The following is a 24,643-nucleotide window of genomic DNA, read 5'->3' on the forward strand; positions in this document are numbered from 1 at the left end:
CTGGGTGTGAGGAGTCAGTCATGAGTCAATGGCGACTGGGATTTAAGCTGCTGCGCCGCGAGGGATTCAGCGGCGAGTTGCGCTGGTTCGTGCTGGCGCTGGCGCTGAGTGTGGCCTGCGTGCTGAGCGTGGCGCTGGTGGCGGACAGGCTGGATGCCGGGCTCAAGGCCTCGGGCCGTGACTTCATCGGCGCCGATCGGGTGTTGCGCTCCGCGACCCCGGCGCCCGAGGCCTGGCTCGAGCAGGCCCGGCAGTATGGCCTCTCCATCCAGACTACGGTCAGCTTCAACAGCATGCTGTTTCACGGGGATGGGCTGCAACTGGCCTCCATCCGGGCCGTGCCGAGCGACTTCCCCTTCTATGGCAAGCTGGAGCTGATGCCGCAGCGGGCGCCCGCGCCCGGCGAGATCTGGCTCTCCGCCCGGGTGATGCAACTGCTCGGCGCCAGGCTAGGGGACGAGCTGGAGGTCGGCAATACCAGATTGAAGGTGGCGGGGGAGCTGGGGCAGGAGCCGGATCAGGGCTTCAGCCCCTTCCAGATGGCGCCACGGGCCCTGATCCACAGCGCCGACATCGAGGCGACCGGTGCCCTGCTGCCGGGCAGCCGCCAGCAGTGGCGCTATCTGCTCAAGGGCCCCCGTGAGGGGATCGCCAGCTACGAGCGCTGGCTCAAGCCCAAGCTGGCGGCGGGACAGAAGCTGATCAAGCCGGATGATCAGGGCTCCCAGGTGGGGAAATCCCTGGCCAACGCCGAGCGCTTCTTCCGCCTGGCCTCCCTGGCGGGGGTGCTGCTGGGGGCCCTGGCCATGGGCATAGCGGTGCGCCACTTCGCCGAGCGGCAGACCAACATGGTGGCGCTGCTCAAGACGCTGGGCGCGTCCCGTCGCACCCTCTGGCAGCTGATGGGCACGCTCCTGTTCTCGCTGACCCTGATCGGTGCCTTCATTGGCCTGGTGGCGGGTAGCGGGATGCAGTGGCTGACGCTGCAACTGCTGGGGGATCTGCTGCCCAGCGATCTGCCGCCGCCCTCCTGGCGCCCCTTCGCCCTCGGCCTGTCGGTGGCCTTCTTCATCACCCTGCTGCTGGCCTTCATCCCCTTCCTGCGGCTGCTCAAGGTGCCGCCACTGCGGGTGCTGCGCCGTGAGCTGGAGGCGGGCGTGCCCCCCTGGCTGACGGTGCCGGTCGGCCTGCTCGGGCTATTTGGTCTGGTGTGGGGCTTCACCGCCGACGCCAGGCTGGCGCTGGGGCTCATCGGCGGCATGGGGGTGCTGATGGGGTTGCTGGCCGTGCTGGCCTCCGGGTTGCTGCGACTCGGTGGCAGGCTCAAGGGGCCCCATGCCCTGCGCCTGGCCATCAGCCACCTCTCCCGCGAGCGGGGCAGCGGCCTGTTCCAGCTGGCGGGTTTCGCGCTGGCGCTCATGCTGTTCGGGCTGCTGTGGGCGGCGCGGGTCGACTTGCTGGACGACTTCTCCGCCCGCTTGCCGGCTGATGCCCCCAATCGCTTCCTGGTCAATGTGGCCGATCAGGAGCGGGACGGGATCCTGGCGGACCTGCGTCAGGCCGGCGCCATCACCTCGGACTTCTATCCCATGGTGCGCGGGCGTCTGACCCGGATCGCCGGCCAGGCGGTGGGTGAGGATGCGGCGCGGGAGGGGGTGAACCGCGAGCTGAACTTCACCACCACGGCGGCGCTCCCCCCCGACAACCAGCTGACCTCGGGGCAGTGGCTCGCCGGCAAGGGGGAGGTCTCCGTCGACGAGGTGCTGGCGGGCCAGCTCGGCATCGCCCTCGGCGACGTGCTCAGCTTCACCATAGAGGGGCGCAGCTTCGAGGCCAGGGTGACCAGCCTGAGATCCATCAAGTGGGACAACATGAGGCCCAACTTCTACATGATCTTCTCGCCGGATCTGCTGGCGCCCTTCTCCCAGACCTGGCTCGGCAGCTATCGCCTGCCCCCAGAGGGACGCAGCGCCGAGGTGGAGCTGATCCGCCGGCATCCGACCGTCAGCCTCATCGACGTGGAGGACTTGATAGCCCGACTCACCGTGGTCTCGGATCAGGTGAGCCGGGCGCTGGGGCTGATGCTGGGGCTGGTGACGGTGGCCGCCCTGCTGGTGCTGCTGACCCAGACCCAGGCCAGCATGGCCCATCGGCGGCGCGAGCTGCTGCTGATGCGCACCCTGGGGGCCGGCAGCGCCCTGCTCGAGAAGATGCTGCGCTGGGAGCTGGTGGCGAGCGGCCTGCTGGCGGGGCTGTGCGCCGCCATGGTGGTCGAGCTCTGCTCGTTCGGCCTGCAGTGGTGGTGGTTCGATGGCCGCTGGCAGTTCCACTGGGCCATCTGGGCCGGGCTGCCGCTGCTGGGGGCGCTGCTGGTGACCCTGGCCGGCCAGGGCATGCGCCGCCAGCTGCTGGCGGGGACCCTGAGCGATCGGCTGCGAGGGCTGGGGCAGGGGTTGCTGTAGGTTCGATTAGCCACGAAGTGGCGTAATCGGACTAACGGGGATGCTGATGCTTGGTTGCCAGCTACGCGAGCGTCCGATGACTAATTGACCCTGCGGCCTTCTCTCAAACAGCGCCCGGCCTTGGCCGGGCGCTGTTTTTTGTGGGTCTCAGCGGGGGGCGTGCAGCAGGTTGTCGAGGGCCTGGGGCAGCTCTGGGTAGGTAAAATGGAAGCCTGCCTGCTGCAACCGGGTGGGCAGCACGTGCTGACCGGTGAGCAGCAGGTCAGCCGCCTCGCCCAGCAGCAGGCGCAGTGCCCCGGCCGGTACGCACAGCAGGTGGGGGCGGTGCAGGCTGCGGGCCAGGCTCTGGCTGAAGGTCCGGTTGTCGACCGGCTGGGGGGCGGTGCCGTTGAAGATGCCGTCGCACTCGTCGTGTTCCAGCAGGAACAGCATGGCGCGCACCAGATCCTGAATATGGATCCAGCTCATCACCTGCCGGCCTGAGCCCATGGGGCCACCCAGCCCGAGGCGGTAGGGGGGCAACAGCTTGGGCAGGGCGCCGCCATCTTGGCCGAGCACCAGGCCGATGCGCACTATGCAGACCCGGGTGCGGGGGCCGCGGGCCTGTTGGGCCAGGCTCTCCCACTGCTGGCAGAGTCGATGGGTAAACTCGTCATGGGGCTGGCGGCACTGCTCGTCCAGCGGCTCATCGCCCTGGCGGCCATACCAGCCGATGGCGGAGGCATTCAGCAGCAGCCTGGGGGGCGTGCTGGAGAGCTTGATGAGATCCACCAGCTGCTCGGTCAGCAGCCAGCGGCTGTTGCACAGCAGCTGTTTGCGCTGCTCGCTCCAGCGGCCACTGGCGATGGGTTCCCCGGCCAGGTTGATGACGATGTCCACGTCGTTGAGATCGTCCAGCCGATCCAGGTTGTCGAGCAGCTTGATGTCGTGGCCGAGCAGATCGTAGGCCCGGCTGCCCTGGCGGGTCAGTACCACCACCTCGTGCTGCACCTTGAGATGGGCCACCAGGCGGCGACCGATAAAGCCTGTCCCCCCCGTGATCAGTATCTTCATGTCCTGCCTCCCTGATGCTGTTGGCTCTACTCTAGAGGGCGGGGTCCGGATGAACAAGCAACTGTTTTTGAAAGTATTATAATTTTTTGTGCGCCAGCGCCTGGATTGGCCTGCGAAGATTGGGGGAGACTGTGGCGACCCGGCATGCGGGAATAAGATGTGGGGATGAGGCTTGTTTCACGGCTCGTCGGGGGCCGCATGGATCACTCATCTCGCGCCCTCGTGACTTGCCAAGTCGGTGACAAGGCGTAGACTTGTCTGCTTTTTCGCCTTTGCCATTGTGGGGAATCATGCCATTTCGTCGTCTGAGGGTGCGTCAATTCTATGTCCGGCTGGCCTGTGCCCTGCTGGCCGCTCTGTTGCCCGTGGTGCTGGGACTGGCCATCGTCGCCTGGCAGACGGTGGACGGGGTGAAGCAGGATGCGGTGGAGCGTTTGGTGCATGCCCAGCGCATGTTTGACCGCACGCTGGACAACGCCCAGCTGGCCGCCTCGGCGGTCATGGGCAACGTGGGCAAGCCCTGCCTCGAGGTGGTGCAGGGCCTGCGGGATCAGGTGGCGACAGTGCCGGATGTGCGCAGCGTCAACCTGACCGAGGGGGAGACCATCTACTGCACCTCCCTCTATGGTCCGGTCAAGGGCCGGATCTATCTCGAGGACTATGTCCAGGGCAAGCTCGATCTCATGCGGGGCAATCCGGTCACGCCGGATCGGCCGCTCATCGTCTACCGACAGGAGGTGGGGGAGTACGGCATCCTGGTCGGGGTCGATGGCTATTACCTGCTCAACATCCTCGACATGCTGAGCCGCACCTCTCCCCTTGGGCTGGTGGTGGGTCCGCAGATGCTGCTGCGCGACAGCAAGCTCACCGATCAGCTGTTCCCCTCAGATGCGCCTGGCTACCTGGAGCAGGCCTCGGAGAAGTACCCGTTCAAGGTGGCGACCACCCTCTCGGTGGACGAATACGGCGCCCATATCTGGGACTACTCCAAGATCAGTCTCATCGTCTATCCCCTGCTGAGCTTGCTGTTCGGGGTGGGGGTGTTCTGGCTGATGGGGCGCTCGACCTCACCGACGCAGGAGCTGAAACGGGCGCTGGATCAGGGGGAGTTCTTGCCGCACCTGCAACCCGTGGTGACGGGTGACGACGCGCACTGGAGCGGCTGCGAGGTGCTGATGCGCTGGCAGCATCCCCGCCAGGGCATGATCTCGCCGGATCGCTTTATCCCCATGGCGGAGGCCTCCGGCCTCATCATCCCCATGACCAGTGCGCTGATGCGCCAGGTGCGCGAGCACTTCGCGTCCAGGGTGCATGAGTTGCCGGCCGGGTTTCACTTCGCGTTCAACGTCTGTGCCCGCCACTGCCACGATCTCAGCCTGGTGGACGATTGCCGCGCCTTCATCAAGGCGTTCGAGGCCAATCCCATCAAGCTGGTGCTGGAGCTGACCGAGCGGGAGCTGATAGTGGCGGACGAGGTGAGCGACCGGCTGTTTGCCGAGCTGCACGATCTTGGCGTCTTCATCGCCATCGACGACTTCGGCACCGGCCACTCCAGCCTGGCCTATCTGCAGACCTTCCAGGTCGATTTCCTCAAGATCGATCAGAGCTTCGTCGGCATGATAGGGTCCGATGCGCTGTCCAGCCACATCGTCGAGAACGTCATCGATCTGGCGACCCGGCTCGGCCTGCAGCTGGTGGCGGAAGGGGTGGAGAACGAGGTGCAGGATGCCTACCTGAGGGCGCGGGACGTGACCTTCCTGCAGGGCTACTTCTACGGCAGACCCATGCCGATGGCGGAATTCAGCAAGCGGCTGAGCCGCTGAGGCCGGCAGGCGGCCATAAAAAAACCAGCGACCGAGGTCGCTGGTTTTTTTCATCAGGCGAGGGCTCAGAGCATGCGGGCCAGGGCGCGGGCCAGCCGCTTGACCCCTTCCTCGGTGGTGGCCTCGTCCACGCAGGAGAAGCTCAGGCGCAGGGTGTTCTTGATCTCGGGGCGCACATAGAAAGGGGCGCCGGGCACGAAGGCAACTTTCTCCTTGATCGCCTCGTCGAACAGCTCCATGGCGGAGATGCTGGCGGGCAGAGTCAGCCAGAGGAACATGCCCCCTTCCGGCCGGGTGTAGCTGACGCCGGGCGGGCAGTGGCGAGCCAGGGCGGCTTCCATGGCGGCGCGCTGGCGACCGTAGACTTCCTTGATCTTCTCCAGATGGGCATCCAGCGAGTTGTCGGTCAGGAAGCGGTGCAGCACCTGCTGGCTGAAGGCGTTGCTGTGCAGATCCGTGGCCTGCTTGGCGATGGTGACCTTCTTGCGCAGCCAGTCCGGCACCAGCATCCAGCCGAGACGAAACGCGGGCACCACCGTCTTCGAGAAGGAGCCGAGCAGCACGGTATTGTTCGGCGCCAGCTTGGCGATGGGGGGCAGGTGCTCCCCCTCGAAGCGCAGCTCGCCGTAAGGGTCATCTTCCACCATCAGCAGCTCGTGGCGTACCAGTCGCTCGGCCAGCGCCTCGCGATTGGCGCGGCTGTAGGAAACACCGCTCGGGTTCTGGAAGTTCGGCACGCCGTACAGCAGCTTGGCATCGGAGCCTCGCTCCAGCAGCGCATCCAGCGCGGCCAGATCCAGCCCCTCTTCCCCCAGGGTGATGGGGCGGAAGTTCGGTTGATAGACGGAGAACGCCTGGATGGCACCCAGATAACCGGGCTCCTCGATGATGAGATCCTGCCCCTCGTTGACCAGCACCTTGCCCAGCAGATCCAGCGCCTGCTGGGAGCCGCTGGTGATCAGGATGTTGTCCGGGTCCACTGTCATGCCGTGGCGCGTCAGGTAACGATCGGCGATGTACTGGCGCAGCGGGGCGAAGCCTTCGGTGGCGGCATATTGCAGCGCGGCGGCGCCCTGTTCGCGCAGCACATCCTGGCAGGCCTGGTCGATGGCCTTGACCGGGAACAGGTTCGGGTTGGGCAGGCCGCCGGCGAAGGAGATGATCTCCGGATTGGCGGCGACTTTCAGGATTTCGCGGATAAAGGAAGGTTCGACCTTCTCGAAGCGCTGGGCAAAAAACGGCTGCATAGGGTTCTCTCTGACTGGGTGGCGGTCGCTCCATTCAACCGCCAGGTTATCCGTTTGTATCAGATTTCAGAAATGAGGCAATGGCTGTCACAAAAATCCATAAAAAAGGGCAGGTTTGACACCTGCCCGAATTTTATCGTCTCCGAGCGGGGGCGGGGCGTAAAAACCCCTGACCCGTTCGTGCTCGGCCGTCAGCGCCGACTCAGAGTCCGGGTTCCTTCAGGAAGCGGATCATCAGATCAGTGTTGGCGCCAAGCTGCTGCTGGACCCGGCCCGGGAACAGCTCGGCCATCTTGTCGAGACGGTCGTACTGGGTGTGCCAGATCTTGCCCCACTGGGTCTCGCTGTCCCGATCGCAGGCGCTCTTGCTGGCGTCATCGTAACAGTCCCACAGCGCCGGGTTGGTGCTCTGGGAGTAGCCGTCATAGCCGTCCGCCCCGTTGATGGTGAAGTTGGTCGCCTCCACGTAGGCGATGGGTACCCCCAGGCAGGCGAAGGGGGCGTGATCCGACCAACTGCCGGTCTCCCCTTCCGGGTAGCCGGCGTAGCTGGGATGGATGGCGAACGGGGTGGCACCCTGCTGGGAGATGGCCAGCAGGCGATCCCGCACCTTGGGATCGAAGCTGTAGCGGCCCGGCTCGGCGCAGTTGTACTCGCTCACGTCGGAGTGGGCGGAGTGAACGTAGACGATGTCGCCGCCGGCGATGGTGTCGTAGTTCACCATGGCCAGCAGTTGGGCGACGGCGGCGCCGTCCAGGCCGGCGGCATAGGCCTTGGAGCCGTTGAGGCCGTTCTCTTCCGCGCCGAAGAAGGCGAAGCGCACCGTGTAGGGCAGGGTCTGGCCCTTGAGCGCCTCGGCGACCGCCAAGAGGGCGGCGACCCCGGCGCCGTTGTCGGTGGCCCCCTCAGAGCCCTTCTTGTCCCCGGTGCTGTCGTAGTGGGCGCCGATGAGGATCACCCTGTCGCTCTGCCCCTTGAGCTCGGCGATGAGGTTCTGGGAGTGCTTGCTGGCGCCGCCCTTGGGGTAGGTAAACGGCTGGTTCTGTACCTCGTAGCCCCAGCCGGTCAGATGATCCTGGATCCAGGCGGCGGCGCGGGTCTCGGCCTCGGTGCCTGTGGGTCTGGCCCCTATCCCTTCGGCGCCCGAGCTCAGCTGCACCAGATACTCGTAGGCCTGGTCGGCGGGGGCGGGCGCTTGTGAATCATTGTCCGAGGGGTTGCACCCGGCCAGCAGGGTTGCGATGGCGAGGCACAAAACTGTTTTTTTCATACTGCAATCCTTTGTTGTGTATGGCTTTATTATCGCGTGTCAGGATGCACCTGACGCCCGGCAGATTCTGTGAAGGGGGTGGCATTTGTCAACCGAACTGGCTGAATTGGCAAGAGACGGGGGATTTGTTGCGCTAAACACTTGCGCCTTGGGCCTATCTTGGGATAATTCGCTCCCCTGTTTTCGTCGACTGATGAAATAACGAGCCACTCAAGGTCGACCCTCAGCCGGACTGACCGAGATGTGTTGCCCGGATTGATGAAATAACGAGACTATTCATTCGAGTCGTCCCCAGCCGGATTGACCTGAGATGTATGACCCGGATTGATGAAATAACGAGACAATTATGCCTGTGACCCAAGATGTATTTAACGAAGACGGCAAGTTCATGCGCAAGATCCGCAGCTTCGTCCGTCGCGAAGGCCGCCTGACCAAAGGGCAGGAGAAGGCCCTGGAAGAGCTCTGGCCGGTCATGGGTATCGATTTCGCACCGGCCCCACTCGACATGGTGGCGCTGTTTGGGCGCGACGCGCCCGTGGTGCTGGAAATAGGTTTCGGCATGGGCGCCTCCCTGGTGGAGATGGCCAAGAATGCCCCCGAGAAGAACTTCATCGGCATCGAGGTGCACTCCCCGGGCGTCGGCGCCTGCCTCGGCACCGCCCAGGAGGCGGGGGTCAGCAACCTGCGCGTCATCTGCCACGACGCGGTCGAGGTGTTTGAGCACATGATCCCGGACGGCTCGCTCTCCTGCCTGCAGCTGTTCTTCCCGGATCCCTGGCACAAGAGCCGTCATCACAAGCGTCGCATCGTGCAGCCGGCGTTTGCCCAGGACATTCGCCAGAAGCTGGCCATAGGTGGCGTGTTCCACATGGCCACCGACTGGGAGAACTATGCCGAACACATGCTGGAGGTGATGAGTGCCGCCGAAGGCTATGAGAATACCGCCCCTGGCGGCAACTGGGTGCCGCGTCCCGACTGGCGCCCGCTGACCAAATTCGAACAACGTGGCCATCGTCTTGGGCACGGGGTTTGGGATCTGATTTTCAAACGAGTTAACTAAGTTAACGTGTCAACAAACCTAAGGAGCTAGCATGGCCAATCGTAGTCGCCGTCTGCGTAAGAAACTGCGCGTCGATGAATTCCAGGAAATGGGATTCGACATCAGTTTCAACTTCCCGGTCGGCACCGCCGAAGAGACCATCGATACCGTGGTCGATGCGTTTATTGATGAAGTGATTGAACCCCGCAAGCTGGCCTTCGCCGGTTCGGGTCACCTGTCCTGGGAAGGCATGATCTGCACCCAGCAGTTGGGCAAGTGCACCGAGGAAGACCGTGCCGTCATCAAATCCTGGCTGGAAGGCAAGGGGATGGAAGCCGTGGTGGTCACCGAGCTGTTCGACCTCTGGTACGGCGAGCCGGCCTGATATCGGACTGCCTGTCACGGGCACATAGAAAATCCCGCCGCCGGCGGGATTTTTGTCGGTGGGGGCGGCCCCTCACCCCGCTTCATGTCATGGAATAGCCAATGGTGTTGTCATCCGAATTACTGGCCAGCATTCTCGAGCAGGTTCGTCCCCTGCTGGGACAAGGCAAGGTGGCCGACTATATCCCCGCGCTGGCCCAGGTTCCCGCCGATCGGCTCGGCATCGCGGTCTGTACCGTGGAGGGGGAGCTGTTCACCGCCGGTGACGCCTTCGAAGCCTTCTCCATCCAGAGCATATCCAAGGCCCTGAGCCTCACCCTGGCACTGACCCTCTATCAGGAGGATGAGATCTGGGCCCGGGTCGGCAAGGAGCCCTCGGGCCAGCCGTTCAACTCGCTGGTGCAGCTCGAATTCGAGCAGGGCATTCCCCGCAACCCCTTCATCAATGCGGGGGCCCTGGTGGTGAGCGACCTGCTGGAGACGCGGCTCACCGCCCCCCGCCAACGCACCCTGGAGCTGGTGCGCCGCCTGTGCGGCAACCCGGCCATCATGGCGGATCAGGTGGTGGCGCGCTCCGAGTATCAGCACGCAGCCCGCAATGCGGCCATCGCCTACCTGATGAAGGCCTATGGCAACTTCGAGAACGAAGTGGACAAGGTGCTGCAAAGCTACTTCAATGCCTGTGCCATTCGCATGAGCTGTGCCGATCTGGCGCGTACCTTCATCTACCTGGCCAATCGCGGCGTGCCCCTCGGCGAGAGCACGCCGCTGCTGCCGGCGCGCACCACCAAGCAGGTCAATGCCCTGCTCGCCACCTGCGGCCTCTATGACGAGGCCGGTGACTTCGCCTATCGGGTCGGCATGCCGGGCAAGTCCGGAGTCGGCGGCGGCATCATGGCGCTGATCCCGGGCGAACTCTGTGTCTGCGTCTGGTCACCGGAGCTCAACAAGGCCGGCAACTCGCTGGCCGGCACGGCCGCGCTGGAGCTGCTGGCGGAGCGCCTTGGCCGCTCTATTTTCTAATTTTGTTCACTATGGATCGAGACAACATCATGAAACGAATCACAGCCCTGTTGCGGGCCGGTCTGGCCGCGTTGCTGCTCTGGTGCGCCTTGCCTGCCCAGGCGGCGGAATTGCCCCCCCTCTCCCTGGCGGATGCCAAGGCCAAGGAGGCCGTCATCCTGGATACCCGCCCCAGCTACTTCTACCAGGGCTGGCCCATGGCGGATGAGCAGCAGGGCGGCCACGTGGCTGGCGCCGAGAGCCTCTCCGCCGAGTGGAAATACGGTGACGAGGAATGGGCCAAGGCGCTCAAGGAGAAGGGGCTGAGTGCGGACCGTCCGGTGGCACTCTATGGCGAACCGCGCGGGGTGGCCGAGGTGGCCCGTCTGCTGCGCCAGCAGGGCATCAAGCAGCTGTTCGAGCTGCAGGACTGGAAGGCCGCGCCGCGCGAGGCCCTGACCCGCTGGCAGCAGCTGGTCTACCCGCGCTGGCTGGCGGATCTGCAGGAAGGCAAGCCGGTGGTGGCCAAGCCCAAGGGTGACTGGAAGCTGTTCGAGGTGGATTGGGGTTCACCCAAGGCTTACCTGCTGAGCCACATCCCGGGGGCCGGTTACATCGACACCAACCGCCTGGAAGAGGAGCCGCTGTGGAACAAGGTGTCCGATGAGGCGCTCAAGCAACTGCTGCTGGAGAACGGCATCCGTCACGACACCACCGTCATCCTCTATGGCCGCAACACCATGGCGGCGGCCCGTGCCGCTCACCTGATGATGTACGCCGGGGTGGAAGACGTGCGACTGCTGGATGGCGGCCTGGATGCCTGGTTCGTGCAGCACCTGCGCACCGAGACCGGTCTGGCCAACAAGTACGAGCCGGTGAAGGAGTTCGGCGTGGCCATTCCGGCGCACCCCGAGTACCTCACCTCCCTGACCCAGGCCAAGGAGCTGCTCAAGCAGCCCGATGGCGCCCTGGTCAGCGTGCGCACCTGGGACGAGTTCGTCGGCAAGACCTCCGGCTACAGCTACATCAAGCCGAAGGGTGACATCCCCGGCGCCAAGTGGGGTCGTGGTGGGGTGGATGCGAACAGCATGAGCGACTTCCACAATCCGGATGGCACCATGAAGCCGGCGCGCGAGATCCTCGCGATGTGGGATGAGTGGAACATAGAGCCGACCCAGCAGGCCGCCTTCTACTGCGGTACCGGCTGGCGCGCCTCAGAGGCCTTCTTCTACGCCTGGCTGATGGACTGGAAGCGGATCAGCGTCTACGACGGCGGCTGGTACGAGTGGAGCTCAGATCCCAAGAACCCCACCGTCACCGGTGAGCGTCAGCCCAAGGGCTGATGGCGCTCCTGCGTTACCCAGTCAAAGGCCGGACCCATGTCCGGCCTTTTTCATCTGGATCTCATGCCGCATCCCGCTGTTAACTCGCTGATTAAGCTCGCTGTTCTCATATTCTGGCCACACTCATTCGGGTGGAGGCGCTTGAGCTAGGCTTCAAGAAACATCCTCGTCCTGAGGATGCCGGAGGGAGAAGAGGCGGGCGATGAAACGACTGATGATGATCCTGGTGTGCGTGCTGGGACTGGTGGCGTGCAGCTCTCAATACATCATGAGCACCCGGGACGGGAAGATGATTACCACCGACAGCAAGCCCAAGCTGGATGAGGACACTGGCATGTACCGCTACTACGACGAAGAGGGGCGGGAGATGTTGATCAACAAGGATGACATCACCCAGATCATGGAGCGCTGAGGGGCGCAGGACGAGAAGGGCTGCCCGCGGGCAGCCCTTTTATTTCAACCGGTGATCTCGGCCACCTGGCGGCTGACCTGACCGACGAACAGCCGGTGGAAGCGGGAGTCCGGGTTGGCCAGCAGGCTGACCGGCGAGCCCTGCTCCACCACGGTACCCGCCTCCATCACCACCACCTTGTCCACCGACAAGAGCGGCTCCAGATGGTGGGCTATCACCAGATAGCTGGCCTCGGGCCGGTAGCGATAGAGCAGCTCCGCCATCTTGCGCATGCCGCCGTGATCGAGATCCGAGGTGGCCTCGTCCAGCACGATCAGCGGGCGGCGCGACAGCAGGATGCGAGCGATGACCAGCAGCTGGGTCTCGCCGGCCGACAGCTGCAGCTTGTCGAGATCCTCGTCCAGCCGACCGGCGCAGCGCTCGGCCAGACCCACCCGGGCCAGCGCCAGCTCCAGCGCCTCGTCGTCGTGGCGGGTCAGGGGGGCCAGGTTGGCGCGCAGGGTGCCGAAGAAGGTGAGCGGCGTCTGGGAGACGGTGTCGTACAGATCGCGCACCGCCTCAGGTGCCAGCGCCGACAGCGGCTGCTCGTCGTAGTAGATCTCGCCCTGGGAGACCGGATACATGGCCTGCAGCACCCCGAGCAGGGAGCTCTTGCCCGCACCGGTGCGGCCGCAGACGCCGACCTTCTCGCCGGGGGCCAGCTCGAAGTTCACCTTGTGCAGCGCCCACTGGCTCGCCTCGGGGTAGCGCAGCCCCAGGTTGTCGAAGCGCACCCTGGGATGAGGGGTGGCGAGCGGCTCACCCTCCTGGCGTTCGCTCTCGATCTCGCTGTACTCGCGTACCCGCTCCACCGCATTCATCACCTGCTCCACCTCGGCGAAGGTGCGGATCAGGGAGTTGAGCATGGCCGAGGCGGTGAAGGCGTAGGTGATGGCCACGGCCCCCAGCAGCGAGCTGTTGCTGAAGGCCACCATCAGCGCCACGGCCCCGACCAGGGCGGCGGAGAGCAGGGTCTGGTGCATGCCGAGCCAGCGGTTGATGGAGGTGGTGGTGTACCAGCTGCGCAGGTTGTTGTCATAGTGCAGCAGCACCTGATCCAGGGCGTAACGCTCGGCGCCGGCCAGGCGCAGGGCGGGGGCGCCGCGGATGGTCTCGCTGATGCTGATGTAGAGCGGGGAGCGCAGCACCGAGGACTGGCGCCGCAGCTTGAGCTGCACCGCCCGGTAGCGGCGCTGCAGCACATAGAGCGCCCAGCCTACCAGGGGGGCGATGAGCAGCAGCAGCGGCATGTTGACGCCGATCACCGCCACCTGCAGCAACACCGAGATGAGCATGGCGAACAGCCCCATCAGCATGGACAGCAGTATCTCCTGCGCCTCCCCGAGATCCCGATCGAAGCGGTTGAGGATGCGCCCCTGGGGCACCTTGTCGAAGAACGCCATGGGGGCGCGGCTGATGCGCCCCAGCATGCCGTCGAACAGGGTCCAGGCCAGCTTGAGGCCGAGTTTGTAGTTGATGATCCGCACCACCATGATGCAGACGAGGGAGCCGGCTCCCAGCAGCACATAGATGCCGAGCAGGGTACGGACATCCGCCACCTCGGCCTTGCCGCCGAGCCAGAGATCCGAGGCGATGCGCAGCCCCTCCTGGCCCAGGGTGAGCAGCAGCGCGATCAGGATGGCGCCGGGGGCGGCCAGGCGCTGCCACATGAAGCCGAACAGGCCCCAGTCGACCTTGCCCTCGACCACCTTCTCCTCGCTGAACTGCTCCGCCTCCTGTGGCGCCACCATGGGGGCCGGCTGCGGGTGCTGGATGAGATCCGCCAGCTGGTGGGCGTCGAGCTCCACCAGTTGGCCCTGCTCGACCCGGATCACCCGATCGCAGTGGGCCAGCACGTCCGGATCGTGGCTCACCAGCAGCCGGGTCGGGCCCGGCTTGAAGGCGAGCCCCTGCTCCAGCACCTGGGCCGAGACGATGGGATCCAGCGCCGACAGGGGGTTGTCCAGCAGCAGGATGTCGGCCTTCGCATAGAGCGCCCGCGCCAGGGCGACCCGCTGCTGCTGGCCGCCGGAGAGGCGGGTGCCGAGCTCGCCCACCAGCGTCTGATCGCCGTGGCTGAGCAGGCTGAGGTCGGCACTGAGGGCGCAGGCGCCGAGCACCCAGCGATAGCGTTCGCCGTGCCAGGGCTGGCCGAACAAGATGTTGTTGCGGATGGTGTCGTTCATCAGCCAGGGCTTGTGGCCGAGGTGGGCCACCCGGCCGTGGCGGCGGATCTCCCCCTCGAACTCGTTGTCGAAGCCGGCGATCAGGTGCAGCAGGCAGCTCTTGCCCGCCCCGGTCGCCCCCGTGATCCCCACCAGCTCCCCCGGCTGGATAGCGAGGCTGGCCCCTTGCAGTACCGCCTTGTGCTGGTGCAGGGCGGTGACGGCCTCGAGCCGCAGGCTGCCGACGGGCAGGCTGGGATCATTGAGATCCCGGTGCTGTTCCTCGCTGTTGAGGAAGTCGCACAGCCGGTTGAAGCCGGTGTTGAAGTTGATCAGGGTGCGGATGAGGTAGGGCAGCCGCATCATGGGGATGCGCAGCACCGCGAACAGGGCGATGGTGGTGAACACCTGGGGCAGGGTCAGGCTCTGGCCCGATGCGAGATAGGTGGTGAAGGTGGCCAGGGTGACCAGCAGCGGGGTGCTCAGCATCAGGAAGCTGTTGACGGCATCGAGCTTGAGCACCCGGCCGAGCACGCCGAGCTCCTGCTGGCGCTTGGCGTTAGCCGCCTGGGTGAAGAAGGCGCCGAGCCCGTTCTGGCGCACCAGCCGCAGCTTCTTGATGTATTCCGCCAGTATGCCGTTGCGCTCGTCCTGCTGGCGCTTGAGCTGCTGCTCCTGCTGGTTCATGCGGCGTACCACCCGGGTGGAGACCAGCAGCAGCAGGGTGAGCACGGCGAAGCCGACCAGGCCGGCGCTGCCCACCTGCCACACCAGCAGGGCTATGGTGCCGGCCAGTTGCAGCGCCATGGTGAGCGGCATGGCGGGATCGGCCAGGATCCAGGTGATGTCCCACACGTCCCGGTTGATGAGGTTCTGCACCCGGCCACCGGCGCGGTCGTCAAAGCTCTTGCCCCCCAGCTTCATCACCTTGGCGAGCAGGGACTCGGCCAGCAGGCGGCGAATGGGGACGTGCATCTTGAGCGCCAGCTGCAGGGAGTGCTCCGCCAGCATGCCGGCGGCCAGCACGGAGGCGAACAGGGCGAAGGCCAGCAGCAGCTTGTGGCCTGTGCTGGCACCGGCGCCGAGCTGGGTCATGCTGTGGTTGAGCAGCCAGGGGCTGGCCAGGGTCGCCAGCATGCCGAGCAACTGCAGCAGGGTGAGCAGGCCGATGCGGCCGCGGTAGTGATGCCAGATGAAGGCCATGATGGGCCAGGGCCGCACCGGCCGGGTGGCGGTCAGCGCGAGGAAGGCGTCGGCGCGCTCGTCACGCCTGTCTTCCGGCAGCAGAGGATAGAGATCGTCGAGGCTGACCTGGGGTTCGCTCAGACCCTTGCGCAGCAAGGGGCCCGTCCAGTGATAGAAGAGACGGCTCAGCCAGCCGGCCGAGGTTTCCGGGTGTTCCAATGGTGATCCTTATTATTGTGTGTTGCTTCCGACAGGGTGGGGCGGCTCATGGGCCGCCCTCAATTTTAGGATGTCATTGCCCCGGGCCTGCTGCCCGGGCCGGGATCAGCGATCCCGATTCAGGCGGATGAGCCGGTCCAGGATCTGCTCGCCGTCGGCCCGCAGGCCGTTGTGTTCGTATTCGTTGGTGATCCAGGCGCGGCTGTTGCCGAGGCCCTTGAGCGTCTCGCGGCTGTAGTCGAACTCGACGTACATGTCCTCGGCGTAGACGGCGCAGGCCACCGGCACCCGGTTCTGGGCCAGCCGGGCCGGATCGTAGAGCGGGCCCCAGTCCGCCTTGTGGGCCAGCAGGTGGGCGGCCTCCTTGAGCGGCATCAGCTCGCGGAACTGCTCGAACATCCAGGGGTAGATCATCTCGCCGGTGAAGGCGAAGTCCTTGCCCGGCGCCCAGGCCAGGGCCGGGTACTCGCCCCTGACCCGCTCGGCCGCCCAGTTGCTGGCTTCCCCCTCGCAGTAGATGGCCTCATGCAGGATGGCGAACACCGGGTTGGTGTTGAACGGCTGCATGGCCTGCACCTGATAGAGGAAGGCGGGGTTGAGCCGCTCGCCGATGAAGGCGTCCTCCAGCAGGTAGTAGAGCTCCTCGAAGGCGCCGCTGGCGCCGAGATCCAGCCCCTGCTGCTGCAGCTGCTCCACCGTCAGGCGCTGGCCGTTGGGCAGGCGCACCTCGTGGTGATGCAGGTGGTTCGCCAGCCGGTTGGCGATGGCCTGGGCGTGGGGGAAGCGGGCGAAGAAGGCGCGATTCTTGTCGGCGACCCGCTGGTAGGTGGCGCGGTAGACCTCGTCCGCGCTGCGGCCTATGGGGGCCACACCGCCGGTGAGGTAGACCTCGTGCAGGCTGTCCGGGAACAGGGAGAGATAGGTGAGGCTGCAGAAGCCGCCGAAGCTCTGGCCGAGCAGGCTCCATGGCCGGCCCGGACTCAGGATCTCGCGCAGGTATTCGGCGTCCCGCACTATGCTGTCGGCGCGAAAATGGCTGAGATAGTCCGCCTGCTGGCGGGGCGTGAACTGGGCCAGCGCCTCGGCATGGATGGGGGTGGAGTGGCCGGTGCCGCGCTGATCGAGCAGCAGCACCCTAAACTCCTGCAGCGCCCGCTTGAGCCAGCCGCTGGCGGCGGTCGGGCGCGGGGCTCCGAAGCCCGGGCCTCCCTGCAGGAAGAGCAGCCAGGGCAGGTCATCGTCCAGCCGATCCTGGCGACAGAGGGTGCGGCCAAACAGGGTGATGGTCTCCTCATCGTCAGGCTGCTGGTGGTCGAGGGGCACGGTGAAGAAGTGTGGCTCGCAATGGATGCCGTCCAGCACATAACGCAAGGGGCTGCTCATCTTGGGTCTCCCTGAGGGTAGGAAATCGTCGGCTCATCATAGCCCTGGCATGGGGGATGGGTCACGCCGCTTTTCGCTATTGTTGAGCGGCCGCCGAGCCACCTTGCCAGCCAGGCGAGGGCCTGGCCGGAATTATTATCGGCGGGTGATTGACGGCGAGTGGCGCTTGTCCAAAGATGAGCCGCCTGCCGAGCAAGGCAGGAGAGCCGGCGCAGGAGTCGCGCACAAGAAAGGATGAGGTGGGCTCGATGAAGCCTAAATGGATAAGGTTCAGGAAGAGAAGAAAACAGACGGATCCGGAAGGGGTGTTGCAGGCTGGGTTGCTGATGTTCAGCGCCACCTGCGGGGCCACTCTGCTGCTGGCGGCCTGTAACGGCGGCTAGCAGATGACCAGACTGACAAGGCCCGCTCCCTCGAGCGGGCCTTGTCATTTGGCGACGCCTGCCGGGTGATGAGACTCCAACCAGTACCGATCTGACGGGGATCGGGACCGGCCCGGGGCCACCCCTGGCACCGAGTTTGCGGTAGCCGGAGAGCTGCTGCTATGGTCAGATCACGACTCGATCCACCGAGGGAGACGATCATGAATAGTCGTGAGAGAGTTCTGGCCCATCTGGCCACCGATCAACGGGTCGCCGGCTTGACCGCCGGTGAGGCGCTGGCCAGCATCAACCATTCGATGAGCTCGCTGCTGCTGCAACGGGATCAGCATTTTTTCCGCCGCCACGCCGATGACCCTTGCCACGAGGTCGCGCGGGCCTGCTATGCCGGCCACGTCTGGCACGGTGACGAGAACCTGTCATAGCTCTGTGGGGAGAGCTGCGCCGCCGCGCGCGAACGCCAGATGCAAAAAGGCCCGCTCGAGTGAGCGGGCCTTTCAAATTTGGCTCCTCCTACTGGACTTGAACCAGTGACATACGGATTAACAGTCCGCCGTTCTACCGACTGAACTAAGGAGGAATTGTTGGTGCCCAGAGACGGAATCGAACCGCCGACACGGGGATTTTCAATCCCCTGCTCTACCGACTGAGCTATCTGGGCAACGGCGCGCATTAAACCCTTTCTGGACTGGGGTGTCAACCATGGGGTGCAGATTGCGGTGCCGTTCGCTCGATAACCGAGCAATCCGCTCGCCGCCCCGCCGCCCCGCCACCGGGGCGCTTGCCGGGGGGCACGAGGGACAGCAGGCGCCGGCTTCCCGCCTGGCGGCCACAAAAAGGGGGCCAGCGGCCCCCGGTTGCACTCCGTCATGACTCAATGACGGCTGATGATGATGCGGCCCGTGCTCATGTCACGGGCCTGGCCGGTGACGCTGATCTTGAGGCCATACTCGGGCAGCAGGCGACCCGCATCCGGGATGGCGTCGCTCTGGTAGCTGCGGGAATCCTTGAACACCCGGTTCGGGGCTATCCAGAAGTCGCGCAGCAGGGCGCCGCTCGGATGCTTGAGGTCGAGCGGACGCTGGAAGCCCAGGCTGAAGGTGGCGTCGTGGATCTGGTAGCGGGTGCCGGCCACGGCGCCATCGCTCCAGCTCAGGGTGCGCTGATCCCCATCCACCACGCCGAGGAAGCCTTCACCCGGATGGACTCCCACCCAGTTGTTGGCCTGGCTGTTGTCCACGTACCAGAGCAGCATGCCCGGCTCGTAGCGCATCAGCTGATCCGCCACGTTGATGTGGGCCAGCCCCTTGTCGACTCCCGCATGGTTGCGCCACTCGGCCAGGTAGTAGTGATCCTTGGCCTCGCTGCCGTTGCTCTGCACGAAGCCGGCCAGGGTGAAGGCGGCGCTGCCCTCTGCCCCGTCGCTCAGCACGACGTCTCCGTCGGCGAGCAGCTGGATCTCGTCCACGAACAGGCCGTTTTCGGCCACGCCGGCGTCGCTCTGGTATTGCAGGCTGAGCTCGATGCGCTGACCAGCCCAGGGGCTCAGGTCAAACTCGGCATCGACCCAGCCGTTGGAGTTGCCGGTGAGGCCGACGCCGAAGCCGACCCCGTTCGGATCGTCGGCGGTGGTCAGGTTGCCCGGAATGGGCTCGCCGTTGACCAGCACCCGCGCATAGTCAAAGCCCTCCTCGATCTGATACCAGGCCTTGAACGCCAGGCTGGCGCTCTGCCTGCCGGTCAGATCCAGCGCCAGGCTCATGCGGTTGTCGAGGCCGTTGCCCTTGCCGCCGTGGTACTGGTACTGGCCGGCGTAGGGCGGGTTGAGCGGGATCTGCTTGGCGGGCAGATTGATGCGCACCACGTCGTCGTTGCGGCCCTTGTCGTTGGCCTGATCCAGCATGTAGACGTTGCCGCGGGGGCTGAGATCGTCGAGCCGCAGGTTGCTGCCGTGCAGCCAGTTGCCGCCGAGGGAGGCCTGCAGGAACTCCTTGGCCCAGGCGGAGAAACCGGTCGGCTCGGTGCCGCCGATCACCCCGGCCCAGGAGCCGGACGACATGATGGACCAGGTCGCCACCGGTTCCCCCTTGCCGCTGTACTTGGTGTCGTACTCGTCCGGCAGCCCGAGATCGTGGCCATATTCGTGGGCACAGACCCCGGCGGCGGCGTCGATGGGCTGGATGGTGTAGTCGTAGGCGGCGAACTGGCCACCGAAGTTCCCGCTCGGGCTGTCGGTGCCCGGGATCGGGTAGGGGGCGCCGAGGTTCCAGCGATGGGCCCAGATGGCATCTTCGCCGAGATCGCCGCCGCCCGCCTCTTCCCCCACGCTGGAGTGGAAGATCATCAGGTGGTCGATGAGGCCGTCCGGCTCGTCTCTGTTGCCGTTGCCGTTCAGATCGTAGCGATCCTCTTGATCAAACTGGGCGAGATCGATGGAAGGATCCCCCGCCACCTGGTGCAGCGCCTCCTTCACCAGCTCCCGCACCGCCGTCTCGTTGAGGTTGCTGCCGTAGTAGGCGGCACTCTTGGCGGCGGTATACCAGCCGGCCACCTGGCCACCCACGCTGTAGCTCTGGCCGGATTGCTGCTCGTAGAACTGGCGCATGGAGATGAAGCGCTCGCCGCCCGGTCCCGCATAGCCCTTGGCCGAGAACAGCAGATCGTTGTAGTGCGCCGGGGTGTAGTCCGGGTAGTACATCTTGGTGAGCTCGGGGCTGAGGCTGTTCTTCGGGTAGTCCGGGAAGTCCACCAGGATGGCGAGGATCTTGTCCTTGCGCATCTTGCCGCTGTAGTGCTCCTTCTCGATCGCCTTGAGCAGCAGGGTTGGCACCCGATCACCCGGCCGTGCTGTGCCGTTCAGGCGGATCTTCTTGAGGATGCGCTCCCGCACCTTGCCCTCTTTCTGCGCCAGGCTGCCACTGCCGCCTGGGTAGGCCCGCGCCTTGTCGCGGTAATAGCGGGCCAGCGCGGCCTGCTCCTGCTCGGGAGAGGCCAGGGTCGGGATGTGGCCGCTCTTTTTAAGCATCTCCAGCACCTTCACCTCGTCGGCGAGGGGGGCATCGAAGGGACCATGGACCGGGGCGGCCATGGCGTGGTTTCCAATCATAAGGGTCGAGCCGACAAGCAGGCTCATTATTGTTTTTTTAGGCATTACTATGTGCTCCTTCACATGATCAAAAAGGGAGCCCGTCGGACTCCGCTTTCCTGGCGGGCAGTGATTCACCCGCGTCCCTTGATACCCTCAGACAGGGCATTTGTCATCAAGCTCCATAAGGTGATATGCACTGGTTTTGAGTGGCCTAATGGCGCTGAACACAAGGTGTGGCTGAGAAGATGTGAAGTTATGTATGTGCATCTAATTCTTGGGCAGCTGATTACCCTTTTTTAACCTTTTTGCGGACACCACCATTTGGGAGGGGGCGGGCGAGGCAGTTATCTTGGTCCCTCGCATTGAGCCGGATGCACTCTGCGGGTATGCTTTGCCGCAACCATACCCCTGGCGGCAAGAGTGCCTATTGCCGGCCAGCCGGGTGTCGACATCCATCAAATACCGTCTGGGGTTTATATGAGTATCAACATGCAAGAGTGGCGCGAAGAGACCACCGCCATCGTCAACGAGCTGCTGGCCGACGGCAGCAATCCGGATGTGGACTACGAGATTGAGCACCACTTTGCCTGCCAGGACTTCGATCTGCTGGAGAAGGCGGCGGTCGATCTGTTCAAGGCCGGTTTTGAAGTGACCGATGCCGAAGAGATGGAGCTGGACGACGGCGCCCCCATCTTCTGCTTCGACGCCACCGTAGTGCGCAAGCTGGAGATCGAAGCCATCGTCGCCGACATCGAGAAGATGCTGCCGGTCCTCGAGAAATACGGCGTGGATTACGACGGCTGGGGCACCTACTTCCAGGAGTAAGGCGCGCTAGCCAGATTGTCGAGATGCCCTCGACAGACAATAAAAAAGGCCACTTGAAGTGGCCTTTTTTATTGTCTGTCCATCAGTCCGCGGGCAACTGGTAGTTGCGGGCGAATTCCGCCGGGGGGAGGGGGCGGCTGAACAGGTAGCCCTGCAGGTGATCGCAGCCCGCCTGGGCCAGCCAGGCTTGCTGCTCCTGGGTCTCCACCCCTTCGGCGGTGATCTTGATCCCGAGCTCATGGCCGAGGCCGATGACGGAGCGCACTATGGCGGTGGTGGCCTGGTTGGTCGCCAACCCTTGGGTGAAGCTTCTGTCCAGCTTGAGGGTCGCCACCTGCAACCTCGGCAGGTAGGCCAGGGAGCAGTAGCCGGTGCCGAAGTCGTCGATGGCGAGCTGAAAGCCGGCCTCGATCAGGTTTGCGAGGTTGCTCTCTATCTCGTCGGCATTTTCCATCAGCACCCCTTCGGTGATCTCCAGCTCCAGTTGCCAGGGGGCTATCCCGTGGCGTTCGATGCAGGCGAAGATCTGCGGGCAGAGCTCGGGGTCACGGAACTGCAGCGGCGACAGGTTGACTGAGAGCACCAGATCCGGCGCCGCCACTTGCCAGCGCGCCAGCTGGGCACAGCCCAGCTCCAGCATCAGCTGGCCGAGCTGGCCGATGAGCCCCAGCTCTTCCGCCAGGGGAATGAATTCGTCGGGGGAGATCATGCCGAATTCCGCATGAGGCCAGCGGCAGAGCAGTTCGGCGCCGTGCAACTGGTTGCTGTGGGTGCAGATGATCGGCTGATAGACGGCGACCAGCTGGGCCGACTTGATGGCCAGCGGCAGCTGGGCGGCGATGAGCTGACGGCGTTTGAGCTTGGCATCGAGTTCGGGGTCGAACAGGGTGCAGTGTTGCTGCTGGCGCTTGCCCTGGGCCAGGGCGGCCTCGGCATGGCTCAGCAGGCGCTCGGCATCGTTGGCCTTGCCCTGGGCGATGCCGAGGAAGACCGGGATCTGGATCCTGTGCTCCTCGACCTGATAGGGCACCATCAACTCGTACTGCAGGTTGCGGCTCCACTCGGTCAGGGGAAGGGGCAAGTCCGGCAGCAGCAGGGCGAAGTCATCGGCCGCCACCCGGCACAGCAGGGACTGGGGCGGCGCCAGCCGTTGCAGGCGACGGGCCACCTGGCTGAGCAGGCGATCGGCGATGCGGATGCCGAAGCGATCGTTGATCTCGCGAAAATGTTGCAGATCGACCAGCAGCAGGCTGGCCGGGCGGGCGCCGAGGTGGCGGCTGGTCTGCAGGAAGTGGGAGAGTTTGAGCAGGCCGGTCAGGCTGTCGTAATGCTGCTCCTGCTGGAGCTGGGCCTGGGTGGTGCGTAGCCCGGTGATGTCACGGCTCAGGGTCAGGATGCCGAGGGAGTTGCCCTCGTCATCCGGGACGTCGACCCGGGTCACCTCCAGATGGCGGCCCTGGCCATTGGCATCCATCAGGCAATACTCCCCCCGTCCCAGCGGCTGTACGGCGGGCAGGCGAGGGGCGATCCGCTGGCCCAGCGCCTCGCTCGCCGCCAGCCCCATGAAGTCGAGAAAGGCCTGGTTGCAGTCGATGAGCAGGCCCTGGTGGTCTTCCAGCCGGATAGGGTCCGGGATGGCGTCCAGCAGGCGACGCTGCAGCAGCTGCTGCTGGCGGAAGGTCTGCTCCAGCTCCTTGCGCTGATCTATCTCGCTGATCATGGCGAACAGGGCAAGCGGGTGGCCCTGCTCGTCATAGAGCGGGATCTTGTGGATCTCCATCCAGCTGGTGGTGCCGCCGCTGTGGCAGTGCAGCTGCTGATGGAGCAGGGGACGCCGCTCGGCCAGCAGACGCTGATCCTCCTCCCGGAACACATCGCCCCAGGGCATCTCGGCATCCGTCTTGCCGACGAGTTCATGGGGGTGCTGCAGGCCAGCCTCTCGCGCGAAGACCTTGTTGGCGAACAGGTAGCGTCCGTCCGTATCCCGGCAAAAGATATTCATGGGTAACTGGTCGATGATCTGCTGCAGCAGAGCCAGGGTGAGCAAGGAATTCACGGGGATACTCACGGGGGAGACTTCGAGCAAATCTATGATAACAGGCCACTTTTGTAAAGCGTGGCCGAAGGCTTGACCATTTCTGTTGATCCCTGCTGACAGTCTGTGTCGCGGGCGCCATAATAGCCGCCGGTTGGCCTGTGGCCGTATGGATGAGAGAAGCGACATGAAGAAGATAATGGGGGGCGCCCTGGCCCTGTTGATGGTCGGTTGTGCCAGTGACAACAATGGCGGCGAGCAGTATCGCTATACCCCGCCGGTTGCCAAGGCGACCAACAACACCCAGGAGCTGGCGATCCCGGTGGATCTGGTGTGGGCCCGCGCCGAGAAGTGGTTTGGCGATCACGGCCTGAACATCGAGAACAGCCAGCGTGGCTCCGGCCTGATGACCGCCAACGTCGAGAATTCGGCCGAGGGTCTCGAGTGGCTGGATTGCGGCACCATGGGCGCCAAAGTGGCGCTGGGCAACCCCAATCTGCAGATCAACCTGATCATCACCCAGAGCGGCAACAACAGCGTGGCGACCGTCAACGTCAAGGGCAACACCCAGCTCTACTTCGTCGAGTCCTCCGGCGAGCGCGTGCTGGCGCCGTCCATCAGCCCGGTCTGCGTCTCTCGTGGCAGCCTGGAGCAGAGCCTGTTCGCCACCCTGGGCAACTGATCCGGCCCTGCCCGCCGCCCGTCATGGCGGCGGTCCGCACCAAACACCCCGTTGCCTGCAACGGGGTGTTTGTTTTTGGGGGGTAGCGAGCATCAAGGAGAGGGAACCGCCATTGGCGCATCCTGGCGGTTCAGGCCTGCGTGCAGCAGCAGCCAGCATCAACAAAAACCCCGGCAGAGGCCGGGGTTTGTCATGGAAGGCTCAGCCTTGCAGCGCGCTGTCACCGTGGAACAGTACCTGCTCGCCGGACTTGAGCAGATAACCCTTCCAGGGGAAGAGCTGATAGGCGCCGCCCTGCCAGGACCAGTTGCCCTCGTCCCCCTGGCGGACCAGCCGGATCTGCTCGCCGCTTGGCAGAGTCAGCTCGGCCTCGCGCTGATCGGGGCCGAACAGCACGAAGGCACTGCCGGTTTCATCGGCCTTGAGGGATTGCAGCCGCACCGCCTGCTCGAACAGCCGCACGCACTGGCTGGTCAGGCTGGACCACTGGTAGCCGGCGCTGGCACGGCAGCCGTGGACATCCTGATCGTTGCCGACCAGGTGCTGTTCCGGGGTGCTGCAGGCCGCCAGCAGCAGGGAGGCGGCCATCAGGGTCAGGGTGCGCATA

18 protein-coding genes and 2 tRNA genes are annotated in these 24,643 nt (G+C 64.9%); 10 read left to right on the forward strand and 10 right to left on the reverse strand.

Features of this window, described 5'->3' with window-relative positions:
* Window positions 1-20 precede the first annotated feature (20 nt).
* Entirely contained in the window at window positions 21-2,462 is a 2,442-nt protein-coding gene (locus KW825_RS16385) for an ABC transporter permease (protein ID WP_218329815.1), read from the forward strand.
* Between the two features lie 147 nt (window positions 2,463-2,609).
* Here KW825_RS16385 and KW825_RS16390 read toward each other — a convergent pair whose 3' ends face one another.
* Entirely contained in the window at window positions 2,610-3,515 is a 906-nt protein-coding gene (locus KW825_RS16390) for a TIGR01777 family oxidoreductase (RefSeq protein ID WP_218290467.1), read from the reverse strand.
* 290 nt (window positions 3,516-3,805) lie between these two features.
* On the opposite strand from KW825_RS16390, the gene KW825_RS16395 reads away from it, so the two are divergent.
* Window positions 3,806-5,338 (forward strand): cyclic diguanylate phosphodiesterase, encoded by a 1,533-nt coding sequence (locus KW825_RS16395; protein WP_218329816.1) that lies wholly within the window; start codon window positions 3,806-3,808, stop codon window positions 5,336-5,338.
* Between the two features lie 65 nt (window positions 5,339-5,403).
* On the opposite strand, the gene KW825_RS16400 is transcribed toward KW825_RS16395, so the two are convergent.
* Both KW825_RS16400 and KW825_RS16405 read right to left on the reverse strand, forming a co-directional pair.
* Window positions 5,404-6,585 carry a PLP-dependent aminotransferase family protein gene (locus KW825_RS16400; protein WP_042651664.1) on the reverse strand — a complete coding sequence of 394 codons (1,182 nt, stop codon included), beginning with the start codon at window positions 6,583-6,585 and terminating at the stop codon, window positions 5,404-5,406.
* A gap of 202 nt (window positions 6,586-6,787) precedes the next feature.
* Complete coding sequence (locus tag KW825_RS16405) at window positions 6,788-7,855, reverse strand: M28 family metallopeptidase (protein WP_218329817.1); 1,068 nt, start codon at window positions 7,853-7,855, stop codon at window positions 6,788-6,790.
* Window positions 7,856-8,201: 346 nt separating this feature from the next.
* Between KW825_RS16405 and trmB the strand changes: the two genes are divergently transcribed.
* From trmB to KW825_RS16430, 5 genes are all read left to right on the forward strand, one after another.
* Entirely contained in the window at window positions 8,202-8,915 is a 714-nt protein-coding gene (trmB, locus tag KW825_RS16410) for a tRNA (guanosine(46)-N7)-methyltransferase TrmB (RefSeq protein ID WP_218290470.1), read from the forward strand.
* A gap of 31 nt (window positions 8,916-8,946) precedes the next feature.
* Window positions 8,947-9,279, forward strand: coding sequence for a YggL family protein (locus KW825_RS16415; RefSeq protein ID WP_042651667.1), 333 nt, complete (start codon window positions 8,947-8,949; stop codon window positions 9,277-9,279).
* A gap of 101 nt (window positions 9,280-9,380) precedes the next feature.
* Entirely contained in the window at window positions 9,381-10,301 is a 921-nt protein-coding gene (glsB, locus tag KW825_RS16420) for a glutaminase B (RefSeq protein WP_218329818.1), read from the forward strand.
* Window positions 10,302-10,330: 29 nt separating this feature from the next.
* On the forward strand, window positions 10,331-11,623 hold the full coding sequence (locus tag KW825_RS16425; protein ID WP_218329819.1) for a sulfurtransferase: 1,293 nt from the start codon (window positions 10,331-10,333) through the stop codon (window positions 11,621-11,623).
* Window positions 11,624-11,825: 202 nt separating this feature from the next.
* Window positions 11,826-12,035: a YgdI/YgdR family lipoprotein gene (locus tag KW825_RS16430; RefSeq protein ID WP_042651670.1), complete on the forward strand. Its 210-nt coding sequence runs from the start codon at window positions 11,826-11,828 to the stop codon at window positions 12,033-12,035.
* Between the two features lie 44 nt (window positions 12,036-12,079).
* Here KW825_RS16430 and KW825_RS16435 read toward each other — a convergent pair whose 3' ends face one another.
* Together KW825_RS16435 and KW825_RS16440 are read right to left on the reverse strand one after the other, a co-directional pair.
* Window positions 12,080-15,643, reverse strand: a complete 3,564-nt coding sequence (locus KW825_RS16435; protein ID WP_218329820.1) for an ATP-binding cassette domain-containing protein — start codon at window positions 15,641-15,643, stop codon at window positions 12,080-12,082.
* Between the two features lie 105 nt (window positions 15,644-15,748).
* Window positions 15,749-17,026: an alpha/beta hydrolase gene (locus KW825_RS16440; RefSeq protein WP_218290473.1), complete on the reverse strand. Its 1,278-nt coding sequence runs from the start codon at window positions 17,024-17,026 to the stop codon at window positions 15,749-15,751.
* A gap of 583 nt (window positions 17,027-17,609) precedes the next feature.
* On the opposite strand from KW825_RS16440, the gene KW825_RS16445 reads away from it, so the two are divergent.
* On the forward strand, window positions 17,610-17,831 hold the full coding sequence (locus tag KW825_RS16445; protein ID WP_042651673.1) for a hypothetical protein: 222 nt from the start codon (window positions 17,610-17,612) through the stop codon (window positions 17,829-17,831).
* Window positions 17,832-17,910: 79 nt separating this feature from the next.
* Here KW825_RS16445 and KW825_RS16450 read toward each other — a convergent pair.
* From KW825_RS16450 to KW825_RS16460, 3 genes are all read right to left on the reverse strand, one after another.
* Window positions 17,911-17,986: transfer RNA gene (locus tag KW825_RS16450), tRNA-Asn, on the reverse strand.
* A 5-nt stretch (window positions 17,987-17,991) separates the two neighbouring features.
* Window positions 17,992-18,067, reverse strand: a tRNA-Phe gene (locus tag KW825_RS16455).
* A 213-nt stretch (window positions 18,068-18,280) separates the two neighbouring features.
* A complete protein-coding gene (locus KW825_RS16460; protein WP_218329821.1) occupies window positions 18,281-20,557 on the reverse strand; it encodes an immune inhibitor A domain-containing protein in 2,277 nt (758 codons plus the stop codon).
* 426 nt (window positions 20,558-20,983) lie between these two features.
* Between KW825_RS16460 and rraB the strand changes: the two genes are divergently transcribed.
* A complete protein-coding gene (rraB, locus tag KW825_RS16465) occupies window positions 20,984-21,319 on the forward strand; it encodes a ribonuclease E inhibitor RraB (protein ID WP_042651675.1) in 336 nt (111 codons plus the stop codon).
* Window positions 21,320-21,401: 82 nt separating this feature from the next.
* On the opposite strand, the gene KW825_RS16470 is transcribed toward rraB, so the two are convergent.
* On the reverse strand, window positions 21,402-23,375 hold the full coding sequence (locus tag KW825_RS16470) for a bifunctional diguanylate cyclase/phosphodiesterase (RefSeq protein ID WP_218290475.1): 1,974 nt from the start codon (window positions 23,373-23,375) through the stop codon (window positions 21,402-21,404).
* A 166-nt stretch (window positions 23,376-23,541) separates the two neighbouring features.
* Between KW825_RS16470 and KW825_RS16475 the strand changes: the two genes are divergently transcribed.
* Window positions 23,542-24,036 (forward strand): hypothetical protein, encoded by a 495-nt coding sequence (locus tag KW825_RS16475; RefSeq protein ID WP_042651677.1) that lies wholly within the window; start codon window positions 23,542-23,544, stop codon window positions 24,034-24,036.
* 201 nt (window positions 24,037-24,237) lie between these two features.
* Here the strand turns inward: KW825_RS16475 and KW825_RS16480 are convergent, their stop codons facing one another.
* On the reverse strand, window positions 24,238-24,642 hold the full coding sequence (locus KW825_RS16480) for a hypothetical protein (RefSeq protein WP_042651678.1): 405 nt from the start codon (window positions 24,640-24,642) through the stop codon (window positions 24,238-24,240).
* Window position 24,643: the final 1 nt, after the last annotated feature.

This window comes from Aeromonas sp. sif2433 (assembly GCF_019218705.1).
Taxonomy (GTDB): Bacteria; Pseudomonadota; Gammaproteobacteria; order Enterobacterales; family Aeromonadaceae; genus Aeromonas; species Aeromonas encheleia.